The organism is Dechloromonas sp. ZY10 (genome assembly GCF_041378895.1).
GTDB lineage: Bacteria > Pseudomonadota > Gammaproteobacteria > Burkholderiales > Rhodocyclaceae > Azonexus > Azonexus aquae.
The window spans coordinates 2,818,389-2,839,000 of record NZ_CP144212.1; the positions used below are offsets into that span (position 1 = coordinate 2,818,389).

Here is a 20,612-nt window from a genome sequence, read left to right on the forward strand (position 1 = left end):
TTCACCATGCGTATCGACGACTATCGCGACAGTGACAACGTGGAAGACCGCCGGGGCGGCGGCGGGGGCTTTGGCGGCGGCAGCGTCGGTATCGGCGGGGTGATCCTGGCGTTGGTGGTCAGCTACTTTACCGGCATCAACCCGCTGACCCTGCTCGGCTTTATAGAACAAACACCGCTCGCCCAGCACAGCGCCCCGGCAGCGCACAAGCCGCCGGCCGACGACGCCAGCGCCCGCTTCGTCTCCAAGGTCCTGGCCTCGACCGAGGATGTCTGGCACGCCGCCTTCCAGGCCAACGGCCGTCGCTACGAAGCGCCGAAACTGGTGCTGTTCTCCCACTCGACGCCGACCGCCTGCGGCACCGGCAAGGCAGCGATGGGGCCGTTTTACTGTCCCGGCGACCGCAAGGTGTATATCGACCTGGCTTTCTACCGCGAACTGAAGACCCGCTTCCACGCCCCCGGCGAGTTCGCCCAAGCTTATGTCATCGCCCACGAGGTCGGACACCACGTGCAGAACCTGCTTGGCGTCGCGCAGCAGGTGCACGAGACGCAACGCAAAGTCAGCCGGGCCGAAGCCAACGCGCTGTCGGTGCGCATGGAACTGCAAGCTGACTGCCTCGCCGGCATCTGGGGCCGCCGCGCCGACGAGATGCGCGGCATCCTTGAGAGCGGCGATCTGGAGGCAGCGCTCAACGCTGCTGCTGCGATCGGTGACGACCGCCTGCAACAGCAGTCGCAAGGCCAGATCGTGCCGGAAAGTTTCACCCACGGCAGTTCGGCGCAGCGGGTCCGCTGGTTCAAGCGCGGCTTCGAGTCCGGTGACATAAACCAATGCAATACCTTCAAGACCAATACGCTGTAAGCCCCCAGTGAACGCCACCGGAGAAACCCCGCCGCCCGCCCGTCTACCCTGGTGGAAATCCGGCTGGTTGCTGGAGTTGCTGATCGTGCTGGTACTGCTCGCCGGTTTCCAGTTCTGGCGCACGCGGGCCGTTCCCGGCGGCCCGGCCCCGCAATTTGCCGGCACCCTGACCGACGGCAGCGCCTTCGATCTGGCCGCCTGGCGCAAGGCGCATCCGGGGCAGGCGCAGCTGATCTATTTCTGGGCCGACTGGTGCACCGTCTGCAAGACCACCGCCGGCAACGTCACGGCAGTGGCCCGCGACCACCCGGTACTCAGCATCGCCATCCAGTCCGGCGACCGCGCTCAGGTCAGCGCCACCCTGCAAGCCGCCGGCTATCGCTGGCCCACATTACCCGACCCGCAGGCGCGCCTCCTGCGCGACTACGGCCTGCCCGGCGTACCGGCTTTTATCGTGATCGACCCACAAGGCCAGATCGCCTACACCAGCCTCGGCTACACCAGTGAAAGCGGCTTGCGGCTACGTCTGTGGCGGGCCGGACAAAATCAGGAAAGCCCCCGATGAAACCTCTGCTCACTGCCCTGCTCCTCCTCGTCAGCAGCCTCGGCTGCGCCCAGGCCCTGCCCCGACACGCCCCGGTTCCCGGCGGCGTCGCAGTGATCGACCTCGGTCCGGCCACGACCACCGCCCCTGCCGCCCACTGGGGCGAACAGCCGCTGGCGGTGGTCCGCGAGCACGGTCACTGGTACGCGCTGCTCGGGATTCCGCTCGACACCTTGCCGGGCGAACTGGAAATTCGCGTGCTGCGCGGGTCGACCGTGGAAACGCGGCCGCTCAGCGTCGGCATCAAGAATTACCCGGAACAACGGCTGACCATCCGCGACCGGCGCAAGGTCGAGCCCTCGGCCGAAGACCTGGCCCGCATCGCCCGCGAAAAGGAGACCACCGACGCGGTCAAGCGCCGTTTCGCCGAAGCCATGCCCGATACCGCGCTCGACCTGCCAGCCAAGGGGCCGCTGTCGTCGCGCTTCGGCCTGCGCCGGGTGTTTAACGGCCAGCCGCGCAATCCGCACGCCGGGCTCGACGTCGCGGTCGGCAGCGGCAGCCCGGTGCGCGCGCCGGCCGCTGGCGTGGTGGCCAATACCGGCGACTATTTCTTCAACGGCAATACGGTTTTCATCGACCACGGCCAAGGGCTGATCACCGCCTACATGCATCTGTCGCGGGTTGACGTGCGCCACGGTCAACCGGTCAAACGCGGCCAAATCCTCGGTGCCGTCGGCGCCACCGGCCGGGCGACCGGACCGCACCTGCACTGGGCCGTGATTCTCAACAACACCCCGGTCGACCCCGAGCTCTTCCTCGGCCGGCGCTGAACGCAACCGCGCCATGTCGCGAACCGTCATCCACCTGCATCGCGATGCCCCGGCCAAGCCGGCACTCGGCGTTGCCTGCAACGGCTGCGGCGTCTGCTGCGCACTCGAAACCTGCCCGGCGGCGCGGCTGATTTTCCGGCAGTGCGGCGGCCCTTGCCCGGCGCTGATCTGGTCAGCCGCCGATGGCCGTTACCGCTGCGGCTTGTTGACCGCCCCCAGCGAATATCTGCGCTGGCTGCCCGGCTGCGCCCAGCCGCTTGCCAGCCGCCTCTTCCAGCGCTGGATCGCTGCCGGTGTTGGCTGCGACTGCAGCGCCGAACTCTCCGAGCAATGAAAAAGGCGGGCCGCTGGCATGCGGCCCGCCCGAGTCAAACCCGCCGGATCAAAGCTTGCAGCGTTGCGCCTTGGCTTGTGCTTCCAGTTGCGTGCGGCGGATCGCCAGGTCGTTGCCAGGAACGCCGCCGCCAGCCAGCGCGTTGGCCTGGTCACCGACCGATTTGAGCGCCTGGTTGCCGGTCAAGGCTCCGGCGACCGAGGCGAGCATTCCCACCGTCTGCGCCTGCGCTGCCACCTGGTTGGCCTGCGGAACGGCTACCGGTACCGCGCTCAAGGCCTTCAGTTCCTGCTTGAGGTGACCGCAGGACATCGCCCCGATGTTTCCTGCCGCCGGCACCACCATCACCACCTGCGGTGCAGCCGGCAATTTGCAGCGTTTGGCGCTCGCAGCCGTTTCCAGCTCATCGCGGGCCAGTGCGCTCTGCACGACCGGCGATACAGCTGCCGGAGCAGCTGCCCCCGCACCGCCGACCTGATTTGCCACATTGGCAATCGAGCCCAACTCCTGGTTACCGGTGGCGCTTGCAGCCACCGAAGCGACCGCACCGACGATCGCAGCAGTCGCCTGCAACTTGTTGCCGGCACCGCCGATGCCACCCAGCGGCTGCGCAACCGGAGCAGCAGCGGCCAGCGCTTGTTGCTGATGCGTCGCCAGCCATTCCGAAGCAATCTGGTTGCAACTCATTTTCAACATGGTCGGGCTGACCCGGGCCTCGATCGGCAGCTTGCATTTCTGGTTCGCCGCACGCGTTTCGAGCTCGCCCCGGAGTGCATCCAGCGCAGCCAGCTGGTCGTTCTTGCCATTCGCCGTCAGCGACGACAATTGGCCGCCCGCATCGGCCAGTTGCGCGTTGCCGCTCACTGCACCAATCACACTGGCTGCCGTAGCCGCCATCGCCAATTTATTATCGGTCCCAGCCGGCAACCTGTTCTGGCCCACGGCTACCGCAACCATATCGCTACGCGCCTGGATCAAACGCTTGCTCAAGTCCTTGCAGGAGAGCTTGGCCGGCAGATCGACCAGCGGCAACGCCTGCGCCGTCTTCGCCGCCCCTTGGGCGAGACCGGCTGCAAGCTGCGGATTGCCTCCCTGGCCCATCGCCGTTTGCAACGCGGCATTGGTCAACGCCTGTTGCTGCGGATTACTGACGCAACCGCTCAGCAGCCCCCCCAAAGCAACCGACAGAACCACGCCGGCACTGCGATACCCCTTGATTTTCTCTGCACCAACCATTTCATCCCCCCTTAGGATTTTTTTTGGTTAAAACGCAGATAGTCACACAAGCCCCAAGCGGGGGGAATATAACTAAAGTTGCATATGCAGATCAGCCCAACGCGCAAAGCTTGCTGCCTGGCCGTGGCAACGCCCATCGGCGTCGATCAGATTCCACACCACCGCTTGCTCGATACGAAAACGCCGGCCATCGGCCGCAATACGGATACCGGCGTAGTCGTCGATGAAGCCCTCGCGGCTGACGCGTGCCAGCAACTGCGCCCGCTCCTCGCGCGCCAAAGGCTCGGCCGAGTAACGCGAAGGCAAGCGGGTAAAGGCGGCGAAATCCATCGAAAATGCCTGCAGTGCCCGCGCATTGCCGTAAAAAAATACCGGATCGGCCTCAGTCCCGTGCGCAACGATCACTTGCGGCGCCTGCCAGACGGCGGCAGCCAGATCGCTGCCCGCCTCATCCAGTAAAGGCCGGCCGGTCAGCCGCTGGTAGCTGTCGACGATCAGCTGCAACCGGGTCACGCCGCCGAGCGGCAAATTCATGCCTTTTCCCCGTCGACCGTAGCTGCGGTGAGAACCATCTCGACCCGGTACTCGGGCTTGGCCAGGCGGGCTTGCACACAGGCCCGCGCCGGCGCACAGCCAGCCGGTAGCCAGGCATCCCAGACTGCATTCATCGCCTCGTAGTCGGCCATGTCGGCAAGGTAGATGGTGACCATCAGCAAGCGCGACTTGTCGCTGCCGGCCTGCGCCAGCAGACGTTCGACCGAGGCCAGCAGGTTGGCGGTCTGTGCCGCCACGTCAGCCTCCAGATTGGACGGCACCTCGACCAGATAAACCGTCCCCTGATGCACGACGCTGTCGGCAAAGCGCGGGGTTACGCCGAAACGCTGGATGCTCATTCGTGCCCCTTACTCGACGACCACGGCGGTACCGCTGGCCGAAACCATCAACATGCCGTTTTTTTCGCCCAGCACTTCGTAGTCAATATCGATCCCGACCACCGCATTGGCACCGAGCTCCTGCGCCTGGGCCTCGAGTTCGCGCAGCGCAATCTCGTGCGCCTTGCGCAACTCCTTCTCGTAAGTCCCGGAGCGCCCGCCGACCAGGTCGCGAATGCCGGCAAAGAGGTCCTTGAAGAGGTTGGCGCCAAGAATGGCCTCGCCGGCGATCACGCCGCGATAGGCGACGATGCGTTTTCCCTCAATCGAAGGCGTGGTGGTCATCTGCATCTCTGTATCCCCAATGAATCAATCCAAAGGGGCTATGGTACGCGACGCAGAAAAAGCTGGAAAATCCCTCCACACACACTATATTCAAAAAGTAACAAGGCTAAAAAAACCAAAACAAACAGGAGACTGACCATGGATCATGAGAGCGCCGCTTTTCTGCCTGAAGCCCTGATTCTGGACATCGACGAGATCGACGATCAGCACGCTGGGTTGTTCGCCCGCCTGGCCCAACTCAAGGAACACTGCATCGAAGCCAACGGCCTGCCTCCGGGTGAAGGCTGCGCGTTGCTGGAGGCGCTGCGCGAACATTGCTCGACCGAGGAGCGGCTGGCAGCCGAAGCCGGTCTCGACTTCGACGAACACGCCACCAAGCACCAGGCAATGCTGCGTTGCATCGGGCACGCAATTGAGCAGGTCCTGATCGGGAAAAACGACGCTTTCAGCCTGATCCGCTATCTTGAATACTGGTTTGAGCGGCACATCCACGATGAAGACGTGCCTTTCGGCGAGCGCCTGCACAATGCGAATGCCGTTCTGCCAGGCTGGCAACCGGAAGCCTTTGCCGAAGTCCGGCAGGTCGCCTGAACCCGCTCCTCCCCGGTGCCGGCCTACCGGCACCTTGCCTGCCGCGCCGAGCAGCATCGGTGCGGCTTTCTTTTTTCAGGACACGCCGGAAACTGTTGGCTGATGGCCTTGGCGGACGCCGGTGCATGCTTCAGAATACCGGCATTGCCGCCCCGCCGCCTGATCCATGGACAACCTGATCAAGGATACCACCCCGCTGGAACTCTACTGCTGGCTTGATCCGGCAGCCGAGCTGCCGGGCTGGGACATCCTCAAAGGCGGCCCTTTCGGTGCCACGCTGGCATCACCCAACGGCGGCCCGCCGACGCCGGACAGCCAATTCCTTTCGGTGCAGAACTATTTTGCCGAATACCATCTGGAGTACTTCCGGCAGCGCCGCTATAACCACTTCCCCAGCCGCCTGCACGCGCTGCTGCTGTTCGCCACCCGGGTCGATGCCGAGACATTCCGGGAAAAGCACGGCAACCGCGTTTTCGGGAAGCAACTCAACCGGGCGCGCAGTGAAGGGGCCTATACCGTTTCCTTCCACGATGCCAGCTGGCTCGATTATTTGCGCCTGCCGCACAGCCTGTCGCTGGACGCGCTCGACGAAGTCGCCAATTATTACTGGTCGGGTAAGACCGTCGAGGATGTCGGCCTCAGTTTCATGGATCAGGCCTGGCACGATACGCCGGTGATCGAAGCCTTGTTCCAGGGCTCGCTGGCGGCTGCGCCGGAACCGACCTTGGACGCTTTTTACCAGTCGGGCTGGCTGCCCGGCTTCAACCAGGATTCTGCATGCCCGCCGCCAAGACCGTCGTACTGAGCATTACCGCCGCCGCCCTGATCGCCGGCAGCCTGTTCTGGATCAACCGCCCCAAACCCGTCACCGTCGTTGTTAGCGAAGTTGCGCGCGGCGCGGTCGAGGCGAGCATCGCCAACACTCGCGCCGGCACTGTCGAAGCCTGCCAGCGGACCAAGCTGTCAACCATCATCGGCGGCCGTATCGAGTACCTCGGGGTCAAGGAAGGCGACCGGGTCGAAAAGGGGCAGTTGCTGCTCAAGCTGTGGAACGACGACCAGCAGGCCAATGCCGCGCTGGCGCAAGCGCAGATCGCGCTGGCCGCACGGCGCAGCGACGAAGTCTGCATTGCTGCGGTCAACGCCGAAAAAGAGGCAAAACGTCAGGGCGAATTACGCGAGCGCGGCTTCGTTTCGCCGAGCAAGGAAGAAGCCGCCCGCACCGACGCCGAAGTCCGCCGCGCCGCCTGCGTCACCAGCCGCGCCGACGTGGCCGCCGCCGAGGCCAAGTTCAAGGCAACCCGCATTGAGCAGGGCCGCGTCGCGCTGTATGCGCCGTTTGCCGGCACCGTCGCCAAGATAGTCGGCGAACTCGGCGAGTATTCGACCCCATCGCCACCGGGCGTACCGACGCCGCCGGCCATCGACCTGATCGACGACTCCTGCCTCTACGTCAAGGCGCCGATGGACGAGGTCGATGCACCGCGCATCGCCGCCGGCCAGAGCGTGCGCATTCGCCTCGACGCGCTGCCGGGCCAGACGCTGGCGGGCAAGGTACGGCGTGTCGCACCCTACGTTTCGGCGGTGGAGAAGCAGGCGCGCACGGTCGATATCGAGGCCGATTTCACCGACCCGGCCGCCGCCGGCAAGCTGCTGGTCGGCTACAGCGCCGATGTCGAAATCGTGCTTGACCGCCGCGCCGAGGTGTTGCGCATCCCGACCGCCGCGATCCAGGAAGGCGGCCGCGTGCTCCTGCTCAACGCCGCTGGCAAGCTCGAAGAACGGCGGATCAAGACCGGCCTGAGCAACTGGGAATTCAGCGAAGTCAGCGAGGGGCTGCAGGGTGGCGAACAACTGGTCACCTCGCTCGAACGCCCCGGCGTCAAAGCCGGGGCTGCCGCCGTGGCCGAAGCTGCCAGCCGCTAGGTCGCCGCCGATGCCGCTGATCGAGTTGCAGCAAATCGAACGCCGCTTCCAGTTGGGCGATACCACGGTCAACGCGCTGGCCGGGCTGAATCTGAGTATCGACGCCGGCGAGTACGTCGCGGTGATGGGCCCGTCCGGCTCCGGCAAATCCACCCTGCTCAACCTGCTCGGCCTGCTCGACCGACCGCAGTCCGGCACCTACCGGCTGGAAAATCGCGATGTCACGACGTTGACCGTGGATGAGCAGGCTGCCGTGCGCAGCGCCCGGATCGGCTTCGTTTTCCAGAGTTTTCATCTGGTCCCGCGCCTCTCGGCGGCAGAAAACATCGCCTTGCCGATGACCCTGGCCGGGATCGCCCCGGCCGAACGCAAGGTCCGCGTCGCCGCAGCGCTGGCCGCCTTCGGCCTGAGCCAGCGGGCCGACCACCGGCCGGACCAGCTTTCCGGCGGCCAGCGCCAGCGGGTGGCGATTGCCCGCGCAACGATCATGCGCCCGGCGCTGCTGCTCGCCGACGAGCCGACCGGCAACCTCGACCGCCATACCGGCGAGGAAGTGGTCGACTTGCTCGAAGGCCTGAATGCGCAGGGCGTCACCCTGGTCGTCGTCACCCACGACCCGGCGATGGGCGAACGCGCCCGCCGCCAGCTGGTGATGGAAGACGGCCGCCTCAAGTACGACAGCCAGACGCGCAACGCCGCCGATGCGCCTCGCTGACCGCCTGCACTTCGCCCGCGCTGCCGTCACCGGCGCGCCGTTGCGTAGCGCCCTCTCGGTGCTGGCGATGAGCATCGGCGTCGCCGCCGTGGTCGTCCTTACCGCGCTCGGCGACGGTGCCCGCCGTTACGTGGTCGGCCAGTTTTCGTCGATCGGTACCAATCTGGTGATCGCCCTGCCCGGCCGTACCGGGACCGGCGGTTTCAACCCGGCAACTGCGATCACCAGCACGCCGCGCGATCTGACCATCGACGATGCGGCCAGCCTGCTCCGCCTGCCCGGCGTCGCCCGGGTGGCGCCCCTGGCGGTCGGCACCTCGGAAATCGCCGCGCAAGGCCGGCTGCGCGAAGTGATGGTGGCCGGCGTCAGCAGCAGCTATGTGCCGATGCGCAATTTCGAACTGGCGCAGGGGCAAAACCTGCCTGACGACGACTGGAACCGCGCCGCACCGGTCGCGATCATCGGCCACAAGATCCGCGACGAACTGTTCGGCAGCACGCCCGCCCTCGGCCAGTTGGTCCGGGTCGGCGACCGCCGGGTGCGGATCATTGGCGTGCTCAAGCCGGTCGGCCAGGGCCTGGGCATGAATACAGACGAACTGGTGATCGTGCCGGTGGCGCTGGCGCAGGCGCTGTTCAACAGCAACACCCTGTTCCGGGTACTGATCGAGGCCAACAGCCGGCCGGCGATTCCCGAAGTCCGCGAGCGCGTGCTGCAGCGGCTCAAGGAGCGCCATCGCGGCGAGGAAGACGTCACCGTGATCACCCAGGACGCGGTGCTGGCCACCTTCGACCGGCTGCTCGGCGCGCTGACCTTGGCCGTCGGCGGGATTGCCGCAATCAGCCTGGCGGTGGCCGGCATTCTGGTGATGAACGTGATGCTCGTCGCGGTGACCCAGCGTACCGGCGAAATCGGCCTGCTCAAGGCACTCGGCGCGCCGGCAGCAACCATCCGCCGGCTGTTCCTCAGCGAAGCGGCGATGCTCTCGGCGCTCGGCGCCCTGCTCGGCTACCTGCTCGGCCAGGCCGGTGCCTTCCTGCTGCGCCAGCTGTTTCCGGTCTTTCCCGCCTATGCGCCGGACTGGGCGGTCTTCGCGGCACTCGCCACGGCCCTGCTCACCGGCCTGCTCTTCGGCGTCCTGCCGGCCCGCCGCGCCGCCCGCCTCGACCCGGTCGAGGCCTTGATGAAACACGGCTGAGAGGCTGACCGCGTGCGCAGCGCCGACCTTCTACAACTCTCGTTCCGCGCCATTCGGGCGCAGCGGCTGCGCAGCTTCCTGACCCTGCTCGGGATTGCGGTCGGAATTGCGGCGGTGATCCTGCTCACCTCGATCGGCGAAGGCATCCACCGTTTCGTGCTCGGCGAATTCACCCAGTTTGGCACCAACAACATCACCGTAGTCCCGGGCAAGACACGCACCGGCGGTGCGCCTTCGGGCCTGCCGTCGAGCGCCCGGCCCTTGAGCAGCGACGATGCACGGGCGCTCGAACACCTGCCGCAGGTCATCGCGCTGACCCCCAATGTGCGCGGCAACGCCGAGGTGCAAGGCAACGGCCGCACCCGGCGGACGCTGATTTATGGCCTCAATTCACGGTCGACCGTGGTTTTCCGCTCACAACTGCAAAGCGGCCAGTTCCTGCTGCCGGAAGACGACCAGGAAGGCGCCCGCGCACTGGTCGTTCTCGGCGCCAAGCTCAAGCAGGAATTGTTCGGGGCCGCCAACCCGCTCGGCCAGCGGCTGCGCATCGGCGGCCTGCAGTTCCGCATCATCGGCGTGATGGCACCCAAGGGGCAGTTCCTCGGCATCGACCTCGACGACACCGCCTTCATCCCGACGGCGCGGGCGCAGGAGTTGTTCAACCGCGCCGGGCTCGACGAAATCAACCTCACCGTTGCCGATGGCGTGCCAGCCGCCGGCATCGCCCGCAAGATCCGCCAGGTGCTCGGCGAACGCCACGGGCGCGAGGATTTCACCGTCGTCACCCAGGAAGAAATGCTCGGCACGCTGTCCAACATCCTCAACGTCCTGACCCTGGCCGTCGGCGCCCTTGGTGGCATTTCGCTGCTGGTCGGCGGCGTCGGCATTGTCACCATCATGACTATCGCGGTCGCCGAACGGACCGGCGAAATTGGCCTGCTGGTCGCGCTCGGTGCCCGCCGGCGCAACATCCTGCTGCTTTTTCTCGGCGAAGCGATTGCGCTGTCGGCACTCGGCGGACTGATCGGGCTGGCGCTCGGGATGAGCCTGGCGCAACTCCTGCACTGGGCGCTGCCCGCCCTGCCGGTGAACACCCCGCTCTCCTTCATCCTGCTCGCCGAGAGCCTGGCCATCCTGATCGGCCTCGTCGCCGGCGTCCTGCCGGCCCGCCGCGCTGCCCGACTCGATCCGGTCGAAGCCCTGCGCAGCGAGTGATCAGCACCCGCCAGAGCGTTGCGTCGACGTCACAAACGGCAGCCTCGGCAATGCTCCGAAGCCCGGCCCTGTCGCCATCCTGTCATGACAGACGTGCTAGAGTTGAACTTCCGCAAGACATAACAAGAGGAAGGAGCACCAGCATGGCTTACCATATCGACGAGTTGCAGCCCGGGATGTCCGCAAGCACCTCCAAAACCGTCACCGAGGCCGACATCATCCTGTTTGCCGGCATTTCGACCGACGTCAACCCGGCCCACCTCGACGAGGAATACTGCAAGGGCACGATGTTCGGTACCCGTATCGCCCACGGCATGCTCTCCGCCGGTTTCATTTCGGCGACGCTGGCCAACAAGCTGCCCGGCCCCGGCACCATCTACCTGTCGCAAACCCTGAAGTTCAAGGCCCCGGTCAAACCGGGCGACACCGTCACCGCCACCGTCACCGTGCGCGAAGTCAATGTCGCCAAGAACCGCGTGATCCTCGACACCGTCTGCACCGTCGCCGGCAAGACCGTGATCGAAGGCGAATGCGTGATGATGCCGCCGGTTCGCCCGGCCGCCTGACACCTCCGGAGGTACAACGAAAAACGCCGGCCAGGCCCAGCCTGCCGGCGTTTTTTCATGCCTCCGTTTTTTCATTTCCGGTTTAGTGCAGGAAACCACGGTCGACCGTAGAAATACCGTTTTTTTCCCGCTCAGAACAGCATCACGTTGTCGGCTCCGTTACTCTGTGGCTGCAGGGCATCGAGAATCAATGAAAACTGCGCCTCCATGGCCTCGTCCTGCTGGAACAGCGAGAGGACCTCATCGGCGCTGCGCCGCAGCGAATCGCTGACGGTTGCCTCCTGACGCTCGGTCAGGCCGAGGAAGACGTAACTGTCCTCGACATCGTTGACCATCTGTTGCAACTTCTCGCGTGCGGCCGACTGCTGCGCCCGGTATTCGTCGCGCAGTACCTCGATAGCTTGGTAACTGCTGGCCGAGCCATATTGCAAAGCCTCGGCTCGACTGGCAGATTCGTGCCGCACACCGATGGTTTCGGTAATCGCTTCGGCACTTTCAGCCAGCATCGCCAACCGCTCCTGCAATAGATCGGTCAGCGCTTCGTCATCCGGCGTTTGCAGCAGCAGCAAGGAAACCGACGGACAATTGACGATCAAGCGGCGACTGAAACGAAAGCTCCGCCCCAGCCCGGCGCACTGGGCAAACACCCCCAGTTCCACAGCACTGGCGGGGCCTTCGGCAGTCAAGCTTACCGCCCCCTCAGGATGGCGCACTTGCACATGGCAGGCCAGGCCGTAGGCCTGGGTTGCCGCGAGCAGGTTACGCGCTAACTCGCGGTAGTCACCGCAACCGATGCTCTGGCGCATGAAATTCAGCAACACATCGGTTTGCCTGAGGTCGCGCAATACATCCGAGGCCAGGCTTTGCAAGGCCTCCCGGTCCTCGGCCAAGCGCCGCTTCTGCCGATGCCGATCAATCGCCCGCTGGACCTGGCGAAAGAGGACTTCGGCATTGAACGGCTTGGTGACAAAATCATCGGCACCGGCATCAAAGCCGCGCAACTGCTCGGCCAGCGAATCGTGGGCAGAGACAAAAATCACCGGAAAGTCATAGCTGGCAGAGCGCAGCCGACGGCACACTTCATAGCCGTCCATTTCCGGCATTTCAATATCGAGCAGCAACAAATCCGGCGTTTGATTGCCGACCCATTGCAGGCATTCTTCGCCGGATGCGGCTTCGGCGACCGCGAAATCATCGGCCAACGCAGCACTCAGCGTTTCCCGGATCAGAAAATCGTCATCGGCAATCAGGACTCGGGGCAAATTCATTTCTCTTCCTCAACGACGGATAACAAAGCTGCGCGCAAATCGGCAAAGCTTCGCTCAAAGACCGAAATCATGTTTTCCAGCTCCTTGCGGCACTGTGTCTCCTCCGAGGGCACACGCAGGATCAGTTCCAGCCGCTCTGCTGCCTGCCGGATCGCCACCAGCCCGAGCGTCGAAGCCACCCCCTTGAGTGAATGGACTTTTTTCAGCACCGGGCTGAACTGCGCGCGGGCCACAAGCTCGCGCCACTCTGCCGGCGACTCGCAGTGATCGAGGGTTTTGCGCAACAGTTCAAGATATTTGCCAAAGTCCTGATTACGGACTGCTTGCAAGCCCTGTTTCAAATCCAGCCCCCAGACCTGCCCCAGACGCTGTCGCGGGTCAACCTCGCCGGTTGCATCCAGCGCCACCGCGCCGTGAGCGGCAGCGTGAACCGCCCCGAGGCGCAACCAGTAGGCCAGCTTGCCAAACAGCACCTCGGGACTGAACGGCTTGGCCAGATAGTCGTTCATGCCCGCATCAAGACATTGCTGACGATCCTCGGCAAAGGCATTGGCTGTCATTGCAATCAGCGGGGTGTGCCGGTGCCGATGCAGTTCGCGAATCCGTCGGCAGGCCTCAAGCCCGTCCATTTCAGGCATTTGCATGTCCATCAGGATCAGATCGTAGCCCCCTGCGGAAGCCCGCGCCACCGCCTCGACTCCGTTCCGCACCCGTTCAACGCTCCAGGCCGACTCACCCGCCAGCATGTCGCAAACCACCTGGGCATTGATGTCGTTATCCTCAACAATCAACAAGCGATAATTTCGCTCCCCGGTCAACAACACTGGCTCGCTCTGCTCGGCAGCCTTGACCGCAGCCTCGGAAGAGCGCTCAACCTGCAAGGTGACCCAGAAAATGCTACCCACCCCGGGCTGACTGTCGAGGCCGACCTCGCCGCCCATCAGTTGGGCAAAACGCCGGTTGATTGCCAACCCCAGGCCGGTTCCGCCGTAACGGCGGGAAGTGCTTTCCTCACCCTGCTCGAAGGAGTTGAACAGGCGTTCCTGCAACTCAGGAGGAATGCCAACGCCGCTATCGGCAACAGCAAAATACAATAACAACCCATCCGCCGTCTCGGACTGCACACGCCCGTGCAACACCACTTTGCCTGCCCGGGTAAATTTGACGGCATTGGTCAGGTAATTGAGCAGGATCTGGGCCACCCGGGTCGCATCACCGCACAGGTATTCGGGAATCCCCGTCACATCCTGCTGGTAGCTCACTCCACCAGCCTGCAAGCGCTCCGCGACCAAAGCCCGCAACCGCTCAAGAATTGCCGACAGACGAAACGGCTGGTGCTCAAGGCGGACTTTGCCGGCTTCGACCTTGGATAGGTCCAGAATATCGCTGATCACCCCGAGCAAGTGCTCGGAGGCGGCAAAGATAGAACGAACCCGCTCGCGTTGGCGCTGGCTCAATTCGTCCCGCATCAGCAGGTGGCTCATGCCGACAATGGCATTCATCGGGGTCCGGATTTCATGACTCATGTTGGCCAGAAAGGCGCTTTTCGCCCGATTGGCCTGCTCTGCCAACTCCTTGGCCTGGGCCAGCGCCTGATTTTTGGCGACCAGTTCTGTCGTTTGCTGGCGCACGATTTCTTCAAGATGTTCGCGATAATGCGCCAGTTCGGCCTGACTCCGGCGGTGCTCGGTCACATCGAGAAAACCACCGACGATACCGGCCACATTGCCTTTTTCGTCACGGAAGACATCACGACTGAAAATCACAGCCAAGGAACGCCCCTGGCGGTCCTGCAAGGTGCATTCATAATGCTGCAAGCCTGGCGTAGCGAGCAGTTCGACGTCCTTTTGCTGGAAATACTCGACCATCGCCGGCGGCCAGACCTCACGCAAGGTTTTGCCCAGCAGTTCGGCCTCGCTGATGCCCAGCAATTCGCTGAACAAGGGATTGCAGCCAAGATAACGGCCATGCCGATCCTTGTAGAAAATCGCCATCGGAATTGCCCGCAGCAAACTTTCCTTGAACGCCAGGGAACGCTGTTCGGCATCATGCGCCGAACGGCGCAAGCGGCTCAGGCGGGCAAACTCCAGCCGCTGCATGCGGGCGAGTACACGATAGCCGGCAAGCAGCAGAAGCAGGAACAACACCACCAGCCAACCCGAATGTCCCACCGCCGCAGCCCACAATTTGCGCTGTTCAAGCTTGAGCAATAAATACCAGTCAGAATCGGGAATCTGACGAACAATCGCCAGCACCGGCTGGGCACGCACGTCGTCGCCCGGCAGCACCTGATTAGCCGGGGCCTCGCCCCGCAACACGCGTGCCCCGGGCTGAATAGCGGTCGCCAGCGCCAACTGACCACCGGCATCGGCTGCTTGCCAGCGGCTTTCATTGAAATAATGCAGTGCCCCACCAACCCGCCAGAGCAGAACCGTCTCAATACTTTGCTGGTTCAGGACCTGTTCTGCCAGCGAGGGGAACAATTGCTGTTCGCCAACCACTCGCAGCACGGCAACATAACGGGCTGCGGCACTGGATCCCTGCAAGCTGACAGCAAAATCGATCTGTTGCCCCGGCCCGCCCCCTGGGCGGGCATACCAGTCGCTGCGCAATACGCCCGGCCGCAGCGCTGCCCGCTCCACTAAAGCAGCCAGTTCCGGTTCAGCAGCGAACGGCGGCACACCGGCAGCGATCAGCAATTGCCCCTCGGGCGTAAAAAGAAACAAGGATTGATAACGGCCACTGGCCAGATAAGGTGCGAGCAGGGCTTGCAAATCGGCGGCGGGAAGCTGCCTCCGCCGATACCGCTCAAGCCGCTCCGCCAGTTCGCTACGAGTTCCCAGCAAAGCCACGTCGGCCTCGCGTTCGCGCAGCCACCCACCCAATTGCTGCGCCTTGAGCAGGGAAGCCATCTCCAGTCGCTGCGCCTGATCGGCATACTCGACGCGATAGACCTGCCAGAAGCCCAGCAGCACGAGCACTGCCGAGAATACGACGTGCGCGCCAAAGTAGGCCCACCACCGGCCTTTGTTGATCAATGCCACGGCCTTTCCAGCTTGCATATCACGGAGTTGCTCCACTCCCTCATCCGGCAAAGGCACTCAGAACGCATCGCCACCAAATGGTTTCCAGAAGTTCAGCAGAAAAGAAAGAGGAGGGTCGCCTGCCTTTGGCCAAAGCCTCTGCTCCGACCAGCCCCCCCCGGGTACACCGCCCTCAGCCGAGGCCGGCGCACCCTTTCTCCGCCCAGTGGCGCAGCCCGACAAGGCTAGAAGGATTCGCCTTCGCGCAAAAAGCGCCACTGCCCAAGCGGCAGGTCGCCGAGCCGGATGCGACCGATTCGTACCCGTTTCAGTCCAATCACCTTGAGCCCGACCAACTCGCACATGCGGCGAATCTGGCGCTTTTTTCCTTCCTTAAGGATGAAATGCAACTGGTCTTCGTTGAGTTGCTTGACCCAGGCCTGGCGCAAAGGTTTACCGTCAAGCTCGAGGCCATGACGCAACAACGCCAGCCCACCATCGATCATCCGCCCCGAAACCCGGACCAGATACTCCTTCTCGGCATCGCTGTCTTCACCGATCAGACGCTTGGCAACCCGGCCGTCACTGGTCAGGACCAGCAAGCCGGTGGAATCCACATCGAGACGGCCAGCAGGCGCCAGGCCGCGCAGCATCCAGGGCTTGAACTCCGGACCACCGGAATTCGGCAGTTGATTCTCCGGGGTAATCAGCGTGACCGCAGGCACACTCCCTGGCTCCGGCTGGCCGGAAACATACCCGACCGGCTTGTGGAGCAGGATGGTCACGGCCTTGGCCTGGTCTTTCCTGGCTTCCTGGGAAATGGTGATGGTTGCTTGCGGATCAATCCGTGACCCCAGTTCGCTGACCACCTCGCCATTGACCAGAACCCAACCCCGTTCAATCCACAGATCAGCCTCCCGGCGCGAACACAGGCCGCGCTCGGACATCACCTTGGACAAGCGGACGCCGGCCGGTGCCGGCCGGGCCGGATCGATCACGACCGGGGCAGTTGCGGCGGCACTCACGGTCGACGCCGCAAAACCGGCTTTTTTCTCACTGCTGCGCCGCGACTTGCCCCACGGATCATCGCCTGCCGATGACGGCGCACGCCTCGCTGCAGGAGATTCGCTCTTCCGGAAAGCCGGCTTTTCGCCAAACTTGCCGACCTGCTGCGAACTGCGCTCCTGCGTGCGCGCCGGCTTGCCTGGCTGCCGCTCCCCCTCCTTGCGCCGAGGCGCTTCGGAATTCACCCGCGCCCTGTCCTGCGCGAGCTTGCCACCCTTGGACGAGGTTTTACGCGTAGCAACGGCCGCTGCGCTGCGGCGAACGCTCAGCGTTCCCAGTGGCGCACGTTCACCATCACCTTCCGGCCCGGGGACTGCAGCAGCCGGCGCCGCTGGCAAAGACTCTGCAGCCTCGGCAACCGGTTCGCGCCAACGCGCCCACGGATCGTTGCCTGGCGTTACCGCATCATCCTGCGGCGCCTGGCTATCGCGACGTTTTCCACTCATTGCACGGCGAGCAGTTCAACTTCGAAGACCAGCGTGGCATTCGGCGGAATCACCCCGCCAGCACCACGCGGACCGTAGCCCAGTTCAGGCGGGATGGTCAGCTTGCGGGTACCGCCAACCTTCATGCCCTGCACCCCCTCATCCCAACCGGAGATCACATAGCGCTTGCCCAGCGGAAACTCGAACGGCTCGGCGCGATCCTTGCTCGAATCGAACTTGCTGCCATCGGTCAGCCAGCCGGTGTAATGCACGGTGACGAAGTTGCCCGCCTTGGCCTCGCTGCCTTCGCCGACAACGGTATCTTCATAGACCAGACCGGATGCGGTGGTGATTTCAGCCATGTTGCTCTCCTTGTAAAGGGGCATCAGTCTAACACATGCACAGACAAGGCTTTGACTTGGCGAAGTTTTTACGTATAATCCGCTGTTTTTCGTAGCACCCTTTTGTTTCCGTTTGGAGTCCAACATGTACGCGGTCGTAAAAACCGGTGGTAAGCAGTATCGTGTTACCGCTGGCCAAAAACTTAAAGTAGAACAGATACCGGCAGACGTTGGCGCAGAAATCACTCTCGACCAGGTCCTGATGGCAGGCGAAGGCGAGACCGTGAAGATCGGCGCCCCCTTTATCGCTGGCGCCTCCGTGAAGGCCACCGTGGTTTCCCACGGCCGTCACGACAAGGTCAAGATTTTCAAGATGCGTCGTCGCAAGCACTATCAAAAGCGTCAAGGCCATCGTCAGAACTACACCGAGCTGCGCATCGAAGCGATCGCCGCCTGAGTAGAGTAGAAGGAGCTAGATTAAATGGCACACAAAAAGGCAGGCGGCAGTTCACGTAACGGCCGCGACTCACAAGCACAACGTCTTGGCGTCAAGCGCTACGGCGGTCAGTTCGTCCTCGCCGGCAACATCATCGTTCGCCAGCGCGGCACCGAGTTTCACCCCGGCGAAAACGTCGGCTGCGGCAAGGATCACACCCTGTTCGCCCTGAAGGACGGCGTTGTCCAGTTCACCATCAAAGGCGCCGCCAAGCGCCGCACGGTGACCATCGTTCCGGCCGCTGAATAACTCCAGCCCGGCAACACCGAAAAGCCCTGTCCCCCCGGATGGGGCTTTTTGCTTTATCAAGTCGCGCGTCGAGAGCGACTTGAGTCGAGAGCAACAACAGGCAAAACCCATCCTCTCGACCCACCCTTGCTCACTCCCGACCCCTGACCATGAAATTCATTGACGAAGCGAAAATCTACATAAAGGCCGGCGACGGCGGCAACGGCATTGCTACTTTCCGCCGGGAAAAATACATTCCGATGGGCGGCCCCAACGGCGGCGACGGCGGCCGCGGCGGCAGCATCTACGTCATCGCGGACCGCAACATCAACACCCTCGTCGATTACCGCTACACCCGGAAGTTTCTTGGACAACGCGGCGAGAACGGCGGCAGCGCCGACTGCTACGGCAAAGGTGGTGACGACATCGTCCTGCGCATGCCGGTTGGCACGGTAATCACCGACGCCATCACCGAACAGGTCATTGCCGACCTCGACCAGCACGACAAAAAAGTACTGATCGCCAAAGGCGGCAAAGGCGGCCTTGGCAACACCCACTTCAAGTCCTCGACCAACCGTGCGCCACGCCAATGCACCAAGGGCGAACCAGGCGAGGAATTCGAACTTAGACTCGAGCTAAGGGTAATCGCCGACGTCGGCCTGCTCGGCATGCCGAACGCCGGCAAGAGCACACTGATCCGCGCCATCTCGGCCGCCCGCCCGAAAGTCGCCGACTATCCATTTACCACGCTGCACCCGAACCTCGGCGTCGTTCGCGTCGACAACGAGAAAAGCTTCGTCGTCGCCGACGTTCCCGGCCTGATCGAAGGCGCCGCCGACGGCGCCGGCCTCGGCATCCGCTTCCTCAAGCACCTGCAGCGCACCCGCATCCTGCTGCATCTGGTCGACATCGCACCGCTCGACCCCGGCGCAGACCCGGTGTACGACGCCCGCGCAATTGTCGGAGAACTCGAAAAACACGACCCCGACCTCGCCGCCAAGCCGCGCTGGCTAGTCCTCAACAAACTCGACCTGATCGATGAAAGCGAACGCCAGGAAGCCATCGACAATTTTCTTTCCGCATATCGCGCCGAGACCAGCTATGAAGGCCCGGTCTTTACCATTGCCGCGATCAAGGGGGAAGGCACGCGCCCACTGATTTTCGCAATCCAGGAACAATTAGAGAAGATGGCCGCCGAAAACCCGCGCCCCACCGCCAGCGACCTTTCGTCAGACGAGGCCGACGAAGGCGAGAACCCCGACGCCCCGCAGGAAGACGAAAGCGAAGACAACCCGGAAGAACATTAAGCATGCAAACCACCCGCCTTGCTCACGCCAAGCGACTAGTCGTCAAAGTCGGCTCGGCGCTCGTCACTAATAACGGCACCGGCCTCGACCTTGTCGCAATTCATGACTGGGCCCGCCAAATCAGCATCCTGCGCAGCCAGGGCAAGGAAGTGGTCCTGGTCTCTTCCGGCGCAATTGCCTGCGGCATGCAACGACTGGGCTGGGACAAGCGCCCAAAATCGGTACACGAACTGCAAGCAGCCGCTGCTGTCGGACAAATGGGACTAGCCCAGGTATACGACAGCGCATTCCTTGAGCACAAACTGCACACCGCACAAATCCTGCTCACCCACGACGATCTGGCCGACCGCAAGCGCTACCTGAACGCCCGCTCGACACTAACCACACTACTCTCTCTTGGCGTCGTCCCGATCATCAACGAAAACGATACCGTCGTTACCGACGAAATCAAATTTGGCGACAATGACACCCTCGGCGCCCTGGTCGCCAACCTGATCGAAGCCGACGCGCTAATCATTCTGACCGACCAGAAAGGCCTCTACACCGCCGACCCACGCAAAGACCCTGAAGCCACACTAATCCAGGAAGCCTGCGCCGGCGACACCTCACTCGAAGCCATGGCCGGGGGTGCCGGCACCCGCGTGGGCACCGGCGGCATGATCACCAAGGTAATTGCCGCCAAGCGGGCCGCCCGTAGCGGCGCCCATACCGCAATTGCCAGCGGCCGCGAAACCGACCCCATTGTTCGCTTGGCAGCCGGAGAGCCAGTTGGCACCCTGCTGATAGCCGGAACCCAACCTCTGGCCGCCCGCAAGCAATGGCTCGCCGACCACCTGCAACTCGCCGGCAGGCTGCACCTTGACCAAGGCGCCATTGACGCATTAAAAGCCGGGAAGAGCCTGCTGCCAGTTGGGGTTATTTCCACCGAAGGAGACTTTGAACGCGGCGCAGCCGTTGCCTGCATCGCCCCCGATGGACAGGAAATCGCACGCGGCCTGAGCAACTACGGCAGCGGCGAAGCCCGCCTGATCGCCCGCAAGGGAACCGCCGAAATCGAAGAACTGCTCGGCTACGTCGACGAACCCGAAATGATCCATCGCGACAACCTGATCCTCACCCGCTAACCCCCCTACCCCAATCCAAACACAAACGCCCGACACAAGCCGTCGGGCGTTTGTGTTTGGACGCACCAGACCCCCGCTGAGAACCGGGTGAAAAAT

Annotated in this window: 23 protein-coding genes; 15 read left to right on the forward strand and 8 right to left on the reverse strand. The window is 63.5% G+C overall.

All coding sequences use genetic code 11. The features are described 5' to 3' along the window. Positions 1-6: 6 nt before the first annotated feature. The 4 genes from VX159_RS12805 to VX159_RS12820 are packed head-to-tail and all read left to right on the forward strand — an operon-like array spanning position 7 to position 2,575. Positions 7-864, forward strand: a complete 858-nt coding sequence (locus VX159_RS12805) for a neutral zinc metallopeptidase (protein ID WP_371323274.1) — start codon at positions 7-9, stop codon at positions 862-864. Between the two features lie 7 nt (positions 865-871). Next, a complete protein-coding gene (locus tag VX159_RS12810; protein ID WP_371323275.1) occupies positions 872-1,429 on the forward strand; it encodes a protein disulfide oxidoreductase in 558 nt (185 codons plus the stop codon). After that, positions 1,426-2,241 carry a peptidoglycan DD-metalloendopeptidase family protein gene (locus VX159_RS12815; RefSeq protein WP_371323276.1) on the forward strand — a complete coding sequence of 272 codons (816 nt, stop codon included), beginning with the start codon at positions 1,426-1,428 and terminating at the stop codon, positions 2,239-2,241. Before VX159_RS12810 ends, VX159_RS12815 begins: the two co-directional genes overlap by 4 nt. A gap of 13 nt (positions 2,242-2,254) precedes the next feature. After that, the gene (locus VX159_RS12820; RefSeq protein WP_371323277.1) at positions 2,255-2,575 is read left to right on the forward strand and encodes a hypothetical protein; all 321 of its coding nucleotides are present in this window, start codon (positions 2,255-2,257) and stop codon (positions 2,573-2,575) included. A gap of 48 nt (positions 2,576-2,623) precedes the next feature. Here VX159_RS12820 and VX159_RS12825 read toward each other — a convergent pair whose 3' ends face one another. The 4 genes from VX159_RS12825 to VX159_RS12840 form a co-directional block, all read right to left on the reverse strand. Then, complete coding sequence (locus VX159_RS12825; protein ID WP_371323278.1) at positions 2,624-3,811, reverse strand: hypothetical protein; 1,188 nt, start codon at positions 3,809-3,811, stop codon at positions 2,624-2,626. Positions 3,812-3,883: 72 nt separating this feature from the next. Next, positions 3,884-4,345 carry an MEKHLA domain-containing protein gene (locus tag VX159_RS12830; RefSeq protein WP_371323279.1) on the reverse strand — a complete coding sequence of 154 codons (462 nt, stop codon included), beginning with the start codon at positions 4,343-4,345 and terminating at the stop codon, positions 3,884-3,886. Next, positions 4,342-4,704, reverse strand: a complete 363-nt coding sequence (locus VX159_RS12835; RefSeq protein ID WP_371323280.1) for a RidA family protein — start codon at positions 4,702-4,704, stop codon at positions 4,342-4,344. The genes VX159_RS12830 and VX159_RS12835 overlap by 4 nt, the downstream gene beginning before the upstream one ends. Positions 4,705-4,713: 9 nt before the next feature. Next, positions 4,714-5,034: a heavy metal-binding domain-containing protein gene (locus VX159_RS12840; RefSeq protein WP_371323281.1), complete on the reverse strand. Its 321-nt coding sequence runs from the start codon at positions 5,032-5,034 to the stop codon at positions 4,714-4,716. A gap of 132 nt (positions 5,035-5,166) precedes the next feature. Here VX159_RS12840 and VX159_RS12845 point away from each other — a divergent pair, with 132 nt between their 5' ends. From VX159_RS12845 to VX159_RS12875, 7 genes are all read left to right on the forward strand, one after another. Further along, positions 5,167-5,619 (forward strand): bacteriohemerythrin, encoded by a 453-nt coding sequence (locus VX159_RS12845; protein WP_371323282.1) that lies wholly within the window; start codon positions 5,167-5,169, stop codon positions 5,617-5,619. A gap of 166 nt (positions 5,620-5,785) precedes the next feature. Next, positions 5,786-6,424, forward strand: coding sequence for a hypothetical protein (locus VX159_RS12850; protein WP_371323283.1), 639 nt, complete (start codon positions 5,786-5,788; stop codon positions 6,422-6,424). After that, a complete protein-coding gene (locus tag VX159_RS12855; RefSeq protein ID WP_371323284.1) occupies positions 6,397-7,545 on the forward strand; it encodes an efflux RND transporter periplasmic adaptor subunit in 1,149 nt (382 codons plus the stop codon). The genes VX159_RS12850 and VX159_RS12855 overlap by 28 nt, the downstream gene beginning before the upstream one ends. Before the next feature lie 10 nt (positions 7,546-7,555). Continuing rightward, on the forward strand, positions 7,556-8,260 hold the full coding sequence (locus VX159_RS12860; RefSeq protein WP_371323285.1) for an ABC transporter ATP-binding protein: 705 nt from the start codon (positions 7,556-7,558) through the stop codon (positions 8,258-8,260). After that, positions 8,247-9,458: an ABC transporter permease gene (locus tag VX159_RS12865; RefSeq protein WP_371323286.1), complete on the forward strand. Its 1,212-nt coding sequence runs from the start codon at positions 8,247-8,249 to the stop codon at positions 9,456-9,458. The genes VX159_RS12860 and VX159_RS12865 overlap by 14 nt, the downstream gene beginning before the upstream one ends. A gap of 12 nt (positions 9,459-9,470) precedes the next feature. Then, complete coding sequence (locus VX159_RS12870) at positions 9,471-10,673, forward strand: ABC transporter permease (RefSeq protein ID WP_371323287.1); 1,203 nt, start codon at positions 9,471-9,473, stop codon at positions 10,671-10,673. A gap of 143 nt (positions 10,674-10,816) precedes the next feature. Further along, positions 10,817-11,239 (forward strand): MaoC family dehydratase, encoded by a 423-nt coding sequence (locus VX159_RS12875; protein ID WP_371323288.1) that lies wholly within the window; start codon positions 10,817-10,819, stop codon positions 11,237-11,239. A 131-nt stretch (positions 11,240-11,370) separates the two neighbouring features. On the opposite strand, the gene VX159_RS12880 is transcribed toward VX159_RS12875, so the two are convergent. The 4 genes from VX159_RS12880 to VX159_RS12895 form a co-directional block, all read right to left on the reverse strand. Next, on the reverse strand, positions 11,371-12,507 hold the full coding sequence (locus VX159_RS12880) for a response regulator transcription factor (RefSeq protein ID WP_371323289.1): 1,137 nt from the start codon (positions 12,505-12,507) through the stop codon (positions 11,371-11,373). Continuing rightward, positions 12,504-15,551, reverse strand: a complete 3,048-nt coding sequence (locus tag VX159_RS12885) for a response regulator (protein ID WP_371323290.1) — start codon at positions 15,549-15,551, stop codon at positions 12,504-12,506. Before VX159_RS12885 ends, VX159_RS12880 begins: the two co-directional genes overlap by 4 nt. Positions 15,552-15,775: 224 nt before the next feature. Next, positions 15,776-17,041, reverse strand: coding sequence for a pseudouridine synthase (locus VX159_RS12890; protein WP_371323291.1), 1,266 nt, complete (start codon positions 17,039-17,041; stop codon positions 15,776-15,778). Continuing rightward, positions 17,038-17,382: an FKBP-type peptidyl-prolyl cis-trans isomerase gene (locus tag VX159_RS12895; protein WP_371323292.1), complete on the reverse strand. Its 345-nt coding sequence runs from the start codon at positions 17,380-17,382 to the stop codon at positions 17,038-17,040. Before VX159_RS12895 ends, VX159_RS12890 begins: the two co-directional genes overlap by 4 nt. Positions 17,383-17,506: 124 nt before the next feature. On the opposite strand from VX159_RS12895, the gene rplU reads away from it, so the two are divergent. The 4 genes from rplU (at position 17,507) to proB (ending at position 20,516) form a co-directional block, all read left to right on the forward strand. Continuing rightward, positions 17,507-17,818, forward strand: coding sequence for a 50S ribosomal protein L21 (gene rplU, locus VX159_RS12900; RefSeq protein WP_371323293.1), 312 nt, complete (start codon positions 17,507-17,509; stop codon positions 17,816-17,818). A gap of 24 nt (positions 17,819-17,842) precedes the next feature. Then, positions 17,843-18,106: a 50S ribosomal protein L27 gene (gene rpmA / locus VX159_RS12905; protein ID WP_290894315.1), complete on the forward strand. Its 264-nt coding sequence runs from the start codon at positions 17,843-17,845 to the stop codon at positions 18,104-18,106. 149 nt (positions 18,107-18,255) lie between these two features. Next, positions 18,256-19,392 carry an Obg family GTPase CgtA gene (cgtA, locus tag VX159_RS12910; protein ID WP_371323294.1) on the forward strand — a complete coding sequence of 379 codons (1,137 nt, stop codon included), beginning with the start codon at positions 18,256-18,258 and terminating at the stop codon, positions 19,390-19,392. A 2-nt stretch (positions 19,393-19,394) separates the two neighbouring features. Beyond that, positions 19,395-20,516, forward strand: coding sequence for a glutamate 5-kinase (gene proB, locus VX159_RS12915; protein ID WP_371323295.1), 1,122 nt, complete (start codon positions 19,395-19,397; stop codon positions 20,514-20,516). Positions 20,517-20,612: the final 96 nt, after the last annotated feature.